Source organism: Clostridium sp. AM42-4 (assembly GCF_003480105.1).
In the GTDB taxonomy this organism is placed as follows: Bacteria; Bacillota; Clostridia; order Lachnospirales; family Lachnospiraceae; genus Brotaphodocola.
Genome location: NZ_QUIK01000010.1, coordinates 114,805 through 130,510, shown reverse-complemented (window position 1 = coordinate 130,510; position 15,706 = coordinate 114,805). Strand labels below are relative to the sequence as shown.

Sequence of the window (15,706 nt, the reverse complement as noted above, 5' to 3'; positions counted from 1 at the left end):
ATGAAAAAAAGAGCCCTGATGGCACTTCCCAAGCTGACAGCGACGGATGAGATGAAGCAGATCGCGGCGTCAGACTTGCCAAGAAAAGAAAAAATCGCCTACGGATATGTTCAGGAGGTTTGTGAGTATTATGTTTACCTGAGATGCATCACGCAGGATGGGATATTGAAGGTGGCTTTCTTTTTCCCAGAGCATCTTCGCATAGACGGGAATAGCCCAGCTTACGAAGTGTATCTGGATAAAGAAAAGCGGCAATTTATTACTTATAATAGCCTGAACCAGAAATGGTGTGAGGCCAAACTGGACAGATTGGACTGGAAGCGCCGATACTGGTATATCAAAGCCTACTGGGTCAGCGAGGAAGATGAGACATCTATACAGGCATATCTGAACATCAATAAAAAAGCGGTAGAGGCAATCCGGCAGTTTCAGCGGAATGTGCGTGAGGAACAGCTCGAACAGCGGCACCGGCGGGAAACTGATCCATGGGATAAGGATATGGAACAGGTGCCGGAGCTTCCCAAGGACTGGAACCGCTGGGTGGATAAGGTTGCCATCCGGCAAAATTACATTTACTACCACTACAAAAAGGGCGGCGCCAAAACAGGTTACTGTACCTACTGCGAAAAGGAAGTGCCGATCAAGGTGCATCCCCATCACAATCAACAAGGCCGCTGTAGCTGCTGCCGACATCCGGTGGTATTCAAAGCCTATGGACGAGCGGGGTATATGCAGACAGAAAAACATTTTGCCTACCTAATCCAGCGATGCAAAGACGGTTTTGTAGTTCGTGAATTTCAGGCTGACCGGACATATGGGAAAGAAAGCCTTCCAAACTCCAAGCTTTATTGTCAGGAAATCCGGCGCACGATTTATGACCGGGAAAGAAAACCAAGAACCTACTATTGGGGTCTGTATAAACAGCGAAATATGCGCTGGATTTCCGGAAGCCCCTGTTCTTATAGTTGGTCTGGTTCACATGATGGACGGGTCTATGGAAAAACGCTGCCAACTCTGGAACAGAAGGAACTTCGATGCACAGGGCTGGTCAACTGGATTCGGAAGCAGAAAAGTGTTGACCCGGAAAAATATCTGGCAGTGCTTGAACGGATACCGCAAATGGAGCAGATCAGCAAGGTGAACCTGCCGAAGCTTACCAAGGAATGTTTCAGTTCCTGCGGAACAGTCAGTGAACTAATCAAAAACCATAGTGCCGGGAGTCTGATTAAAGCTCTGGGCCTTGACAGCAGGAGGTTTCAGCGACTTCGGCTCCATAATGGAGGCTGTGATCTGCTGCGGTGGCTGCAATATGAAAAGGGCACCGACAGGGAAATCCCAGATAATGTCCTTTTGTGGATGTGTCAGCAGAACATTAGCCCCAGGGATGTCCAGTTCATTGCTGACCGCATGAGCATGGTGCAGGTCTATAACTATGTACGGCGTCAGATGCCATCCTTCCGGAGAAACAGCCATGAGGTATTGCGTACCTGGGAGGATTATCTTTCCATGGCAAAGAAATTGCACATGGATGTATATGATGAGATCGTATATCGCACCAGAAAACTGCGGCGGCGCCACGATGATCTGGTGCTCAAATGCCAGGAGAAGGATATTGAACTGCAGGCCGAGGAGATGGAGGAGAAATTCCCCCATGTTAATGCTATCTGTCAGGAAATCAAAGCGAAATATGAGTACGCCGATGCGGATTACATGGTAGTGGTGCCAGACGGTATTCTGGACATTATTACCGAGGGGCGTGCGCTCCATCACTGTGCAGGCAGCAGTGACCGCTACTGGGACCGGATTGAGCGGCGAGAAAGCTTTGTGATGTTTCTGCGTAAAACGGCTGATCCTTTCCATGCCTATTACACGCTGGAAGTGGAGCCAGATGGAACAGTGCGGCAGAAACGGACGGAATATGACCGGCAGAAGAAGGACATTGAGCAGGCGACCGAGTTTCTGCAGAAGTGGCAGCGGGTGATTACTGCCAGGCTGACAGAAAGCGACAAGGCGCTGGCTGCGGAAAGCAGGATTCTTCGTGAGAAGGAGTTTATCCAGTTGAAGAAGGATCGGGTCATCATTCATACCGGCCATTTGGCAGGAAGGCTTTTGGCGGATGTGCTGATGGCTGACCTGATGGAAAACACGGATAGCATCCAGTCTCCGGCATTGGCTGCTGCAGCGTGACAAAATGAGAATGGCCGGGCGTCCTTGAGGGCGTCCGGTCATTGATGAAGAAGGAAGGAGCAGAGCATGAAACAAATTGGAAATCTGGCAGTGGTTTGCGCCAGGCGACAGGATGTGCTGCTGCAGGTTGGCAGTGAAAAGGTATGTGTCCATGTGGGAGCCGGGCCAGAGCGGAATACGCTTCACGCAGCGTGGGACGATGATGACGCCATTCAGCGTATTGTCCATGAATTAAATTTTGGCAGATATGCAGCCGGCAGAAATGGGCTGCATACCGCACAGCAGGATTGCCCTGTGGGGCGGGGAAAGGAGAAAATTGCATGATCAAAAACCTGAATCAGCTGCGCAGGACACTTCGGGAAGGGACGCAGTTGGAGATATTGGATCACTGTCGGCCGGAATGTATTGGGCAGATACGGAACATTACGCTGGTAAACACGCAGGGCTTTTATAGTACCGTAGCGAATCAGCCAGATGCGTCTGCCAACAGAGGCAACGGCGGCCGCGGCCCGATCCTTTGGTGGGGCAGAGCCGCCCACTGGCAGTTTGCAGACGGTGTTTGCAGTGTTTTCGACAGTGAACAGAAGCATACGGAAGAAGAACTGGTTATGTCCTTCCGGGTACTTGAAAAGGAGGCAGCATAATGGAACGGAATATTTTTGAAAAGCAGAGAGACTTGAATGACCGGCTCAACCGTTATCGGGATGAGTATTATAACCACAACGCTCCCAGTGTGTCAGATGAGGTCTATGACAGACTCTTTGACGAGTTGAAAGAGCTGGAACAGGAAACGGGAATCCAAATGGCAAATTCGCCAACCCAGACAGTAGGCTATCCTGCGGTGAGCAGGCTGGAGAAAACCAGACATGAGATCCCGCTGCTGTCTTTGGATAAGACTAAGAGCAGTATGGATCTTCTGAATTTCATGGGTGAGCAGCAGGTGATGCTGATGCTCAAACTGGATGGCTTGACTGTAAAGCTGACCTATGAGAATGGAGAACTTCTGGAGGCGGCTACCCGTGGCGATGGTGACGAAGGGGAGATCATTACCCATAACACCCGAGCCATCAGCGGTATCCCTTCCCACATCACCTACAAAGAGAGACTGGTTGTGACGGGCGAGGGCTTTATCAGACCCAGTGATTTTGAGGAACTGAAGACCAGCCTACAGGACAGCAGCGGTAAGCCCTATAAAAACGGCCGCAATCTGGCTGCCGGTTCCATCCGTCTGATGGATGCCAAGATATGCCAGGAGCGTCGGCTGGTTTTCATGCCGTTTGGTGTGCTGGAGGGCTTTCCGCACCTGACCCGGAAATCAGATAAGCTACGGGAACTGCGCGCGTTGGGGTTCCAGCCCTGTAAGTATCTGGTCACAAAGCAGAAACTGACGCTGGAAAATGTGGAAGCCGGTATCTATCAGCTGCGGCAATATGCCACTGACAAAGATATCCCCATTGACGGTATCGTGGTTTCGTTTAACGACATCGCCTATGCCCAGAGCTGCGGCCGCACCGGACATCACTATAAGGACGGTCTGGCCTATAAGTTTGAAGATGACCTGCATGAGAGCCTGCTGCAGTACATCGAATGGACGCCGGGCAGAACCGGAGAGATTGCTCCGGTAGCAGTATTTACGCCGGTGGAAATCGATGGCTGTGAGGTCAGCAGGGCCAGTCTGCACAACCTGTCCTTTATTGAGGATCTGGAACTGATGGCTGGAAACCGGATTCTGGTAAGCAAACGAAACATGATCATCCCCCACGTGGAGGAAAATCTGGACAGAGGCGGCTTCTCTATGGTGGATACGATTCCCCATGTTTGTCCCTGCTGTGGACAGCCTACCCGCATCCATGAATCAAGTGGAAAGGGCGAAAATGGCGAGGATCGCATCATCAAGACGCTGTACTGTGATAACCCTGACTGCGAGACACGTCGGCTGAAAAAGTTCGTCCATTTTGTCAGCCAGAAGGCAATGGACATTGAAGGGCTGTCGGAGGCTACATTGGAAAAATTCATCGGTCAGGGATTTATCCATAGTTATCTGGATATTTACCGTCTGGATCGTTACCGGGCTGAAATCGTCCGCATGGATGGGTTTGGTGAAAAGTCCTGGCAGCGCCTTTGGGACGCTATCCAGCAGAGCCGAAACACCACCTTTGAGCGGTATCTGATTTCTATGGACATTCCTATGATCGGCAATACTGCCAGCAAGGTATTGGGTCGTGTGTTCCACTATGATTTGGATGAGTTTCGGGATGCGGTCTATGGCGGCTATGATTTCCGGCAGCTTCCGGATTTCGGGGAGACATTGCATAACAATATCCACGACTGGTTCTGCGTGGAAGATAATTTTTGTATTTGGGAGGAGTTACAGACTATGATGAGTATTCAAAAGCCTGCTGTGGCAGAACACAGCGAAGACAGGGTGCAGGATAATCCCTTTGTAGGAAAGACTATCGTAGTTACCGGCAAGGTGGAACCCTACACCCGGGACGGAATCAATGACCTGATCGAATCACTGGGAGCCCATGCCGGCAGCTCGGTGTCCAAGAAGACGGATTATCTGGTCTGCGGCGAAAATGCCGGCAGCAAGTTGTCCAAGGCCAGGGATTTGGGCGTTACGGTACTGTCACCTGCGGAGTTCTTCAGCATGGCCGGCGCTGAGTAAGAAAATATAGCATACCATCGGTATGCTGTCAGTTGATCAATGGGGAGAGAGCCATGCTGCGGCTCTCTCCCCATATCTTTTATGGAAGATTTCAGGTAGGAGGGATTTTAATGCATATCGACAGGATACCGGTTTACCGGGTATATCAGAGGGCTATTGATTTGGAGCTTTACCATGCCTTTGCCGAATTGGTAGTACAGACTTCTCAGGACGATACGGCGAGAAGGACTTACCGACAAACAAGGGCGATGCAGATATGGCAGGTGGAAACGGATGTGTCCGGCTATTTTGAACCATATCATCTGCGTTATCCTGGCGAGGTGTTGGAGCGGTTTGAGGAAAAACTGGGCAATGATGTCCGAGTTCTCCGCGCTCTGGCCCTGGCGCTGGGAAATACCTGTGCGATCCAGTCTGACAATATGTTTGTGGGCAATCAGCGGGGAGCATTCCTCCAGAAATTGCGGCGATCTGCCGGAGAAGATGTGTACCTGCAGGGCGCTCTGTATCTTTTGGAAACAGATGCGGCACAGCGCCATGCCCTGTTGGAGAAACTGGCAGAAAGAGAGTGTACGAGAACGGAAGAAGCCCTGTTTGTACTGTCGTTATTTGATGATAGGGAACATGGCTATGAGGTGATGCATACCCAACTCAGTCATCTATTCACACAAAATCGGACACTTTCACTGGTATATGATTTTGGTGTGCTGGAATGGTTCATCCGGTTCTATGAAGAGCAGGCAAAGAAATACCGCGGGAAAGCCGACCTGGTGCTGCGCACGCTGATGAAACTGCCATATATGAATATGAAGCCCGACAGCCGCGAATTTTCGGTTTTGACTAAAGCAGGGTATCGCTGCGATGAAATCATTTTGGCAAACTCTCTCGCTGTATGGGCGGACAGGCTGCCGGACCGGTTGAGTTCCAAGAGCATCACTGCCGAGAAAATCGCAACAGCGTGTGGGCGGATGCTTCTGAATGCTCCAAAGGATCTTTCGGAAGAATTTTACGAGTATCTTGGCTGGCTGTTTCAGTTCTATAACAGCTTTACGGTCAAGTACGAAGGATTTCAGGGACTCTGGGAAGCGGTTCAATATGGTTTGAACCCCACAGCACCGAAAACACTGTTATGGATGAATCAAACGATACAGAAGGATTTTCCGTACCGATTTGATGTGTTTGATCCTCAGTACGATAATCTGGCGAAGGAACTGGAGCGGGATAACTACATGGAGTTGTTTACCCTGCAGATGCTGCATTCCAGACAGACGATCCCTTTGAAACAGTGGCTTTCCAGATATCAGGAACTGACCGGAGCTGACTATGGAGAATATTTCAGAAGTTGGCATACGAACGGTAGGCGGGCATTTGCCTTTCTGGCGGAAAAGAAGGAAATCAATCTATGGGAGTTTTTCAAGCAGCATCGGCAAGATGGTGAAGATGCGCCACAACTGAAACTGCTGCGGGAGTATGCCCTGAGAATTTCAAGTTGGAGGTGTTTCCGGTTTGTAGAGAGGCTACTGGCTGAGTACACTTTTTCCCAACTTCAAACGATATTTGGCAAGCGGTTTTACTTTCACGAATGCTTTGTCAGGAGTGAGGGGTATTACAGCAGAAGGGAATATAAAACATACATCAGCCGTCCATTCCTATCTGCAGAGCAGCATCGACAGCTCTATGACTGGGTGGAGCGTTCAGTTTTCCAGACTGAGCCGGAAAAATATGAGGACTTCGTTTTAAGTGCCTTAAAAGCACCGGAGATCCAACGCCTTTATGATAAAAAAGCGCTGGCAGCGGTGTTGCGGCAGTTTTTGCTCCACAGGGAGTATAACGGCTATGAAATCAACCGGCTGAAGGAAACATTCTATTCCAAGGAAGAGTTGGAGGATGAGCACAGAGCCGAAGCTGAGAGAAAGGAGCAGGAAAAACGACTGGAGCAGGAAAAACGGACCATACAGAAACGGGAAAAGCTGCAGCAACTTTATAACGGCAGCGCCGAATCTCTTGTGAAATTCATAGGGGGATATTATTACAGGGATGAGAAGAAAGAGGTACTGGATATGGCATTTGATAAGTTGGTGGAATGGCCCGCCGGTTGTGTGCAGACAATGGATGCCAAAGATGCACACGCCTTTTTTGAGCTGTGTGGTGAACTGGTAGAGTCTGAACCCCGGCCAAGGCATGAGATTTTGAATATGGTACTGACAATGATCGGAGGTGAAGCAGCATGAGAAATACATTAAAACATCTGACCCTATTGACCAGAATGAAAGATGACGGATTGCTTCCGACGCTTACAGGCAGCTTTTCAGAGGATGCCATAGCGCAGGCATGTGGACAGGTGGAGACACTTCAATTACAGGAACGGCTGCACATCCGAAAGACAAAGCGGATACAGGAAGAACTGGTTCGGGTGCCGGACTTTGCAGCGCTCTATGGTGCGTTGTGCAGGCAGGAGATTGGCGATGAAGAAATTGCTTCAGCCTTAGAGTCGGCAGACGGGTATGGAGAGAGACTGACAGCGTATCCCCAAGAGCAGGTGCTGGCAGTCATGAAATTGGAACTGTTGCCTTCCCTGCGGTTTGAATACCTGAAATACTATTTTCCCTTTGTGATGTATGAAGAAGAGGAGCAGGTCATATTGGATAACCTGCAGACTTTTCCCATTGCGGAGTGGAAGGGACTTTCCATGCTGACGGAGCACCAGCGGGATATGATGCGGCAGCCGTTTCTTGGTTCGTATCTTTTTTGCTGGCATCAAAATGAACGGGAAGCTCTGGAACTGTTGGAACAGAATTGTCCGCTCCAGAGAGTCTGCATCTTGCTTTATCGGTATGGCGTGCGGCTGTTTCTGTCAGTAGAGCGACTGAAAGATCTCCGGTGGATGAAAATGACCGATGTGGGAAAATTCCGCCGGCTGTTGGCTGTATTTGAATATGACGCAGAGGATTTGTCTGCTTTTTTTGGCCTCTGGCTGGACAACCATGCCGGACAATATGACCTCAACTGGTTTATCTCCCAGCCACATCCTTTGAGCAAGGAACAGAGGGAAGAAATTTTATGCAACCAACTGAGTTATCTGAATGCTCTGTATGCCGGCAGGCTCCATCTGGATTTTAATGCTGTCCGGCAATTCCAGTTTTCAATTCTCATTTATGCGGTGGAACATAGAAAAAAGCATTTTTTGGAATTGGTGGATCAGAACAGTGAAGTGTTCCTGTCCTTGGGGCGATACTCTCTATTGTTTGAGCCGGGCTTTTGTGAGCACTGCAACATCAATTCCCTGACGCTGAAGAATTTGAAAGCCAGCGATTCTGTGAACCGCAGCGACAGCTTCTTTACGCTTCTGGAAGAAGGGCAGCAGTACACCTTTGAGGAAATGTATCAGCTTTGGCATCAGAAAGAGGTTTATGTCCGGTTATACACTATGCTGACACCTCTTTCCATAGATCAGCGTTTGCTGACGCTTCGGCAGCTGATAAAACGGGATCTGGTCAGCCAGTATACAGGAGATGCAGAGTTGGAGCAGCTTGGAAAATGTCTGTTGGAAAGGCCGTTTAGCGAATGGTATCGGGGTTCATTTGGACATATCTGTGGGCTGACCCGGCGGATTGCCATGGGGCTGCTGCAACACTATACGCAGCTGCAGGCATTCATACCGGATTTCACTACAGAGTCGGATGCGGTATTTACCCTCAATAATATGACGGCTCTTTTGGAAAGGACGGATTGGAAGCAGGTGCGGAAAGATATTCTGACAACAGATGCAGACTGGCTGGATCTAAAAGAAAAACTGGCATTTTCGGACGATTTTGTGGAGCAGAACCGGGAGACTGTCACGGAATTTTTACTGCAGGGCGGCGCGGCTATGGTACGCGCTCTCTATGGGGAACTGGACGGGCAGGAGCTGGCTGTTGAAGCGTTGCGACGGATCGTACAGGCTGAATTGATGGGCCAGTTCTATAAACTCAAATATTTTGCTGGTGACCTGCAGCGTGAGATTCGCTACCCTGTCAGCGAGATGCAGGAGAGCCTCTGGAAGAAAAATCTTTCGTTGGCGCGAGGTGCATTTTGGGCAGAAGAGGTGGATGATTTTTACCACACTCTGCGGCTTGGTGAACTTCCTCATAGTACCTGCTTGTCTTACCGTACTGGAAGCCAGAGGGAGTGCCTGTTAGCTGCCTTTGACTCTAATAAGAAGATTGTCCTTGTGAAAAAGGATGAAGCGGTGGTGGCTCGTGCCTGTCTCCGCTTGACAAAAGGTGCATTTCAAAAACCGCCTGCCGTCGATTTTTCTTTTGCTGATCTGTCGCAGGAGAACATGGATATCGGAAAGCCTGTTACCAGTGAGAAGCCTGTGCTGTTCCTGGAGAGTATCTATACTTTCGGACTCAATGATATTGAAAAAGAGGAAGTAATGAAACTGGCAGTTTCCCTAACGACACAGAAAGCGGCAGAGCTGGGTGTTGTGGCAGTACTTGCAAGACGGTATCTGGGCTGCTATGAACGGGATGAGTATGTGCTTGCACCGTTCTATGTGTACATCTCAAAATCCAAAAACGGATGGCAGTATCTGGACTCTCTGGGAGGAGCAGCATATACCTCAGCAAAAGAGGAGTATGTAGAGCATCCATTCCTGGTCATACAGACTGCCATGCATCATGCAGGAGCACATAACAGAAACGAGGTGGATTATGAATAATAGGACAATGGCAACAGTTTATGTGGATCGGGATAGTATTTCCCTCAAGACCCGTTCCAGAAGTGGCTGTTCGCCGCAGTACTTTATTATTTTGAAAAAGGAATTGCAGCGGCTGGAGGAGAAAAAGTATTTGATCACCAAAGATATCCATTCCTATGCAGAACTGCGGCTGTGTGATGCCGTAGGCGGTGCCAAAGTGCTAGAGTTTTCCTTCACATGGCTGAAGGATGCTGGCAGAGACAGCGTTTCCGGTTATACCGAGCGAATAAGACTGCCTTATGAGCCGTTCCGTTCATATGCGGCAGGTGAGGGAGAAACCGTTGATAGAACACGGTGGCGGCTGTTGTCCATTCCGGAACAGAACAGACCAACGCTGGAGTTTCACAGCCGGAAAAATCTCAAGGCTGTAGTGGAGAATCCTATCCTGCGGCACAAACTGGGGAAATTTCTGGATCAGCATTTTAACTGGTACAACTACGAACGCATCGTCCTGACAGATGATTACTTGCCTTACAGCTTCTTTTTTGAGGGCTACATGGTACAGGGCACAAAGACCTGTGGCGGAGTAATCCTGCATGGTGAAGAGAACATCCAAACGGCGAAATACGGGATACATACATAAAAACCTGTAGGAAGATTTTATACATAGTTAACACCGCCGCAATCGTATAGTTTGCGGCGGTGTTCTTGTTGTCCAACATGACATTGAAACTATTGTATGTATTCATATTTTTATTCTTGTGCTGAAAAGTAGGCTATCCTATAATTAAAAAGAAAAATATCTGATTAGGACATTTCTGTAACATTTTGTGTTTATCCTATCAGTATAGTTGAAAAATAAGGAAGGAAGTGAATGTCTTGAAGAAGATTCTAATTGTAGAGGACGATCAGCTTTTGAATCGGACATTGGCATACAATCTGACCTCTGATGGATATGAGGTCATTTCTGTTTTTAATTTTGACAGCGCGGTAAGAAAGCTGCGGGAAAATGAATTTGATGTGGCACTGTTGGATATTAACCTGCCCGATGGCAGCGGACTGGATCTGTGTGAAGAAATCCGGAATCGCGGTCAGCATACCTATATCATCTTTATCACAGCCAATGATAAGGAGAGCGATATGCTCAAGGGATATGAAGTCGGCGGCGCGGATTATGTGACTAAGCCCTTTTCTGTGACAGTGCTTTGTAAAAAAGTGGCGGCGGTTTTTGCAAATCTGGAGCTGCGGACACCTCGGCATGATCTGTTTGACGATGGCTTTCTGAAAATCGACTTCTCCGAACAAAGTGCGTCCCTTGCCGGAGAATCCCTGGACTTTACACCGAAGGAATACCGCACCCTGTTCCTGTTCGTAAAGAACCCCCGGATTATTCTGACCAAGCGGCAGATTTTAGAGAAGCTGTGGGACATTGATGGAGACTTTGTGGATGAGCATACTCTAACGACGATCATCAGCCGTATCCGCAAAAAAATCGAAACAGATGAGCGGAAATATATTAAGACAGCTTATGGAATGGGATACCAGTGGATCGGCGGTGAGCCACGATGAAGCTGCAAAATTTATCTGTCAGGGTATTTTTGAGAAAAATTGTGGCGGGGACTCTGCTCACTGCCGCTTTGCTGCTGTTGATTTTTTTCCTGTTGACGAAAGATGTGCGTGTTGTCATCTGCGGCATTATTTTGACAGCTGCATTTTACATTTGGGGCATGGTTTTTCTGCACTATTTTCAAAAGAAACTTTCTCTGTTCACCGATGGTTTGTGCCAGACATTGGATCACATGATGGACAGTACAGACCGGCCCCAGGTAGACTATGAAGCGGAAACACTGCTGTCTCGGATTAGCCATCGTCTGGAACGGCTCTATAATGTGATGCAGAAAACCAGACATACGGCAGAGGGAGAAAAGGAAGAACTGCAATCCCTAGTATCAGATATTTCCCACCAGACCAAAACCCCCATCGCAAATTTGAAGCTGATCAACGATACCATGCTGACACGGCCATTGACAGAAGAAAAGCGCAAGGAGTTTTTGCAGGCCACAGGCACGCAGCTGGATAAATTGGATTTTCTCATTCAGGGAATGGTGAAAACCTCCCGTTTGGAAACGGGTGTCATTACGCTGGAGAAACAGGATGCTGTGATCGGGGATACGCTGGTGAGCGCCATCAATGGTGTTTTGGCTCCGATGGAACAAAAAGAGATCAGCCTGTCGGTGGACTGCCCATCTGATTTGACAATATCCCATGACAGCCGCTGGACTTCCGAAGCATTGTTTAACATTCTGGATAATGCGGTAAAGTACACCTCTGCTGGTGGCAGCATTCAGGTGAGGGTACGGGATTGGGAGATGTATTTGAGGATAGATGTGACGGATACAGGCAGAGGCATCCCGGAGCATTCTCAGGGCACGATCTTCAAACGCTTCTATCGGGATGAAGCGGTGCATGATATAGATGGGGTCGGAATCGGCTTATACCTTGCCCGAGAGATCATTACCATGCAGGGGGGCTATATTACCGTCGAGTCTAAAGTTGGGGAAGGATCAACTTTTTCCGTGTTCCTGCCCATAAAATAATTCTGAGGCAGTCTGTTTTGGCAGGCTGCCTTTTTTGAAAAATTTTTAGAGGACAATGGATTTTAGGACAATTCTGCAACATTTGGGATTTATGCTGACAGCAACATCATGAATTTGGAGGTGGCCTTATGGAAATCACAAAGACATTACTCATCAATGCAGCTTGCTTGCTGATCCCGCCGGTTGTTGTTGTGCTGCTGCTCCGGCACTTCTTTCCAAGAAAAATTAGATGGTCGGCTGGTGTGGTGGCTCTGGTAGATCTGGTGATCTTCTGGACAGATATTTTTTATTATGAGAGCGTTTGGCTGACGCTGTTTTTTGTTGTAATTCAGTTAGCAATGGTTTTGCTTATATCTATCCGGCTTTATAAAAAAGACACACGAAAATGAATTGTCCTAAAATTGAAGCAATTCATTATGGATTTTCATACCCTTTAGGACAATTCTGCAACATTTGCCCTTTACCCTATACTCAACAAATTAAGAAAGGCAGGTAACTGTTATGAAAATTTTGCAGACAACTGATCTTAAAAAATACTACGGCACAGAGCCGAACATTACCCGCGCCCTGGATGGCGTGAACTTTTCTGTGGAGGAGGGCGAATTTGTGGCGGTGGTCGGCACTTCCGGCTCCGGTAAGTCCACCCTGCTTCACATGATGGGCGGTCTGGACACACCCACCTCCGGCAGCGTGATGGTGCGGGATAAGGAGCTGGCGAAGATGAACGACGAGCAGCTTACCATATTCCGTCGCCGCAATATCGGCTTTATTTTCCAGAACTACAATCTGGTGCCAATCCTAAATGTGTATGAAAACATCGTCCTGCCGGTGGAGCTGGATGGGGATACGGTGGATCAGAAATTCATGGCGGATGTGGTGTCCATGCTGGGACTGGAGGATAAGCTGAAGAATATGCCAAACAACCTCTCCGGTGGACAGCAGCAGCGTGTGGCAATCGCCCGCGCGCTGGTGTCAAAGCCCGCTATCGTCCTTGCCGATGAACCCACCGGAAACCTGGACAGCAGGACCAGCGCCGATGTGCTGGGGCTTTTGCAGAGAACAAGCCGTGAATTTAACCAGACGCTGGTGATGATCACACATAATGATGCCATTGCCCAGCTTGCAGACCGTATTGTACGGATCGAGGATGGCAAAATCGTTGGATAAAGGAGGTGGCAGACATGACATTGCCTTTTGAAAATGACACAGGGCCGGTTATTAAAAGACTGGCGGCAAGGAGTATTCAGACAGACAAGCGGCGCAACCTGTTTGTGATCGTAACGATCGCTCTGGCGGCTGCTTTGATGGCGGCGATTTTCTGCGCAGGAGCGGGAAATGACAGAAAACTGGAGGCGGATCTCCGGGGACAGTATCAGGCGGTTGTGGTGAATTGTGACCGTGATACGATTGAAAGACTGAAAGACTGCCCGGAAGTGGAACGCTGGGGTCTTTCCCAGAATTACGGTTCCGCCCGCTATGGTGACAGCGTTCTGACTGTGGAGTATGCGGATGCCAACTGGATGGAATTGGGGAAGAAACCTTCCTTTACCGGGACGCTTCCGCAGGCTGCCAATGAAATTCTGGTAGAACGGGCATTTCTTGATTATTTTGAAATCCCCGCAGAAGTCGGGCAGACCATAGAAGTGAATCTTGGAAACGGAAAGCAGACCTATACCGTCAGCGGTATCATGGATGTGGAGAATGACTCCCGTATGTTCCAGCTTTATGTATCTGAAGCATTTGTGGAGGAGATGGCGCAGGGAGAGCCGCTGTTTGAATTTCGGCTTCGTTATACCGGTGCTGATGATATGGAGCTGGAGCAGCTCAAGGCGGGTATTGCAGCATTCCTTTCTGCCAACGATGTCTCAGAGGATCAGATTTTTTACAGTTCCAACTATTTCGATATGCAGGGCTTTAAGTCCGGCGTGATGAAATATTACATTCCCGTGGCAATCCTTTTGCTGGTTGCCTGTGCCGTGGTCATTTACAGTATCTTTTTCATTTCCGTAAAGGGCAAAATGCGGGAATATGGACGCCTGAAAGTGATCGGCACAACACCAAAACAGATCCGGCGGATCGTGCGGCGGGAGGGATTGCTGTTATCTCTTTGCGGTATCCCGCTGGGGCTTTTGGTTGGAGGGGCTATCGGGTTTGCTATTTTCCCGGCACATTGGAGCTGGATGGGCAATCTGCCCTATCTGGCTGCGACCGCAGCAGCCTGCGCCCTGACGGTATTTCTGTCCATTCATGCGCCTGTCCGCATGGCGGCGAGGGTATCCCCCATCGAAGCGGTCCGCTCCAGTGGTTATGAAACGGCAACAGACCGGAAGGATCAGAAAAACCACCGCATTACGCCGTTCTCTATGGCACAGATGAACTTTAGGCGGAGCAGGAAAAAGACGGTCATCACCCTGGTATCTCTCGGGTTGACGGGTGTGTTTTTGGTAACAGCCGCTACGGTACTTAACTCCATCAGCCCCGAAAAGATGGCGATAGAAGCCATGGGAGATCACTGTAACTATGAGGTCAGCTGGATGGATTCGGGAGGCGCGGAAGGCTTGCCTGCCATCGCGCGGGAAAATCCACTGACAGAAGAACTTCGTCAGGAGCTTCTTGCCATAGATGGTGTGGAATCTATCACCAGCCATGAAGTAACATCCGCAACGGTGAAATTCCCCCAGGAAAGTGTTGCGTTAAAGTTCCCTGTATTTGACAGAGAGCAGATGGAACAATGGCTGCCAGAGGAAAATCTGGAACAAGGCAGCGCAGATTATGAGGAGCTTGCCGCAAACAACGGTGTGGTCGTGACTGATTCGGAAGATCATCTTTTAAGTATGTTTTATGGCTATACGCCTGCTGTTGGGGATGTGCTGACCTTTGAATCCATGGACGGTAAGGCCATAGAAGTAACGGTCATGGGGATTGCGAAACCGTCAGTGACATCGGGCACCGGCGCATGGGGCCTGTTTACCCTTACAGAAGAACTGGCCGATCAGCTCTACCCGGACATTGAGAACAGAGAGGCTGTTTGGAATGTCCATACATCGGAGGACTCGGATGCGCTCAGGGCGTCTATTTTCAGCCTGCTGGAAAATCCGGTGCTGACGGTCTTTTCCAGAGCAGACCATGCGGCATCCCTGGAATCGCAGCTAAAGATGATGACCCGCGGTGTTTATCTGCTGCTGGCATTCCTGTTTGTGTTCTCCATGGTAAATCTGGTCAACACCCTGATGACCAATCTGCTGGCAAGGCAGCAGGAGCTTGGGATTTTGCAGTCTGTGGGAATGACCGGAAAGCAGGTTTCCCGTATGCTGATCGCAGAATGCCTGTGGTACGCAGGGGTTACGGTATTTTTGTCGGTTGGCATTGGCGGAATCCTGGGCTGGATTTTTGACTATGTGATCAGCAGCTTTAATATTTTTGGGGAACTGTCCTATCAATTCCCTTTGATGGAAACGGTTGTTTTTGTTCTGGCACTTTTGGTCGTGACCGGAATCTTCTCTTTGGTTGCTGTCCGTTACTCTAAACGGCTTTCCCTTGTAGAGCGGATCAAGACCATGGACTAACCAGAGGCGG

At 49.1% G+C, this 15,706-nt stretch carries 12 protein-coding genes; all 12 read left to right on the top strand.

What is annotated here, in order from left to right; genetic code table 11:
- The 12 genes from DW922_RS09945 to DW922_RS09890 all read left to right on the top strand — a co-directional run bounded on the left by DW922_RS09945 (position 1) and on the right by DW922_RS09890 (position 15,696).
- Positions 1 to 2,187, top strand: a complete 2,187-nt coding sequence (locus DW922_RS09945; protein WP_118479212.1) for a PcfJ domain-containing protein — start codon at positions 1 to 3, stop codon at positions 2,185 to 2,187.
- Positions 2,188 to 2,253: 66 nt separating this feature from the next.
- Positions 2,254 to 2,511, top strand: a complete 258-nt coding sequence (locus DW922_RS09940; protein WP_025529721.1) for a hypothetical protein — start codon at positions 2,254 to 2,256, stop codon at positions 2,509 to 2,511.
- The gene (locus DW922_RS09935) at positions 2,508 to 2,831 is read left to right on the top strand and encodes a hypothetical protein (RefSeq protein ID WP_003501931.1); all 324 of its coding nucleotides are present in this window, start codon (positions 2,508 to 2,510) and stop codon (positions 2,829 to 2,831) included. Before DW922_RS09940 ends, DW922_RS09935 begins: the two co-directional genes overlap by 4 nt.
- Positions 2,831 to 4,855, top strand: coding sequence for an NAD-dependent DNA ligase LigA (gene ligA, locus DW922_RS09930; protein ID WP_118479214.1), 2,025 nt, complete (start codon positions 2,831 to 2,833; stop codon positions 4,853 to 4,855). Before DW922_RS09935 ends, ligA begins: the two co-directional genes overlap by 1 nt.
- Before the next feature lie 110 nt (positions 4,856 to 4,965).
- Positions 4,966 to 7,083 carry a hypothetical protein gene (locus DW922_RS09925; RefSeq protein ID WP_118523227.1) on the top strand — a complete coding sequence of 706 codons (2,118 nt, stop codon included), beginning with the start codon at positions 4,966 to 4,968 and terminating at the stop codon, positions 7,081 to 7,083.
- On the top strand, positions 7,080 to 9,554 hold the full coding sequence (locus DW922_RS09920; RefSeq protein ID WP_118479218.1) for a hypothetical protein: 2,475 nt from the start codon (positions 7,080 to 7,082) through the stop codon (positions 9,552 to 9,554). The genes DW922_RS09925 and DW922_RS09920 overlap by 4 nt, the downstream gene beginning before the upstream one ends.
- Entirely contained in the window at positions 9,547 to 10,176 is a 630-nt protein-coding gene (locus DW922_RS09915; protein WP_118479220.1) for a hypothetical protein, read from the top strand. Before DW922_RS09920 ends, DW922_RS09915 begins: the two co-directional genes overlap by 8 nt.
- Positions 10,177 to 10,412: 236 nt before the next feature.
- Positions 10,413 to 11,102 (top strand): response regulator transcription factor, encoded by a 690-nt coding sequence (locus DW922_RS09910; protein WP_039959333.1) that lies wholly within the window; start codon positions 10,413 to 10,415, stop codon positions 11,100 to 11,102.
- The gene (locus tag DW922_RS09905) at positions 11,099 to 12,130 is read left to right on the top strand and encodes a HAMP domain-containing sensor histidine kinase (RefSeq protein ID WP_118479222.1); all 1,032 of its coding nucleotides are present in this window, start codon (positions 11,099 to 11,101) and stop codon (positions 12,128 to 12,130) included. Before DW922_RS09910 ends, DW922_RS09905 begins: the two co-directional genes overlap by 4 nt.
- 128 nt (positions 12,131 to 12,258) lie before the next feature.
- Positions 12,259 to 12,519 carry a hypothetical protein gene (locus DW922_RS09900; RefSeq protein ID WP_080908638.1) on the top strand — a complete coding sequence of 87 codons (261 nt, stop codon included), beginning with the start codon at positions 12,259 to 12,261 and terminating at the stop codon, positions 12,517 to 12,519.
- 112 nt (positions 12,520 to 12,631) lie between these two features.
- Positions 12,632 to 13,297 carry an ABC transporter ATP-binding protein gene (locus tag DW922_RS09895; protein ID WP_118024200.1) on the top strand — a complete coding sequence of 222 codons (666 nt, stop codon included), beginning with the start codon at positions 12,632 to 12,634 and terminating at the stop codon, positions 13,295 to 13,297.
- A 14-nt stretch (positions 13,298 to 13,311) separates the two neighbouring features.
- The gene (locus DW922_RS09890) at positions 13,312 to 15,696 is read left to right on the top strand and encodes an ABC transporter permease (protein ID WP_118552398.1); all 2,385 of its coding nucleotides are present in this window, start codon (positions 13,312 to 13,314) and stop codon (positions 15,694 to 15,696) included.
- Positions 15,697 to 15,706: the final 10 nt, after the last annotated feature.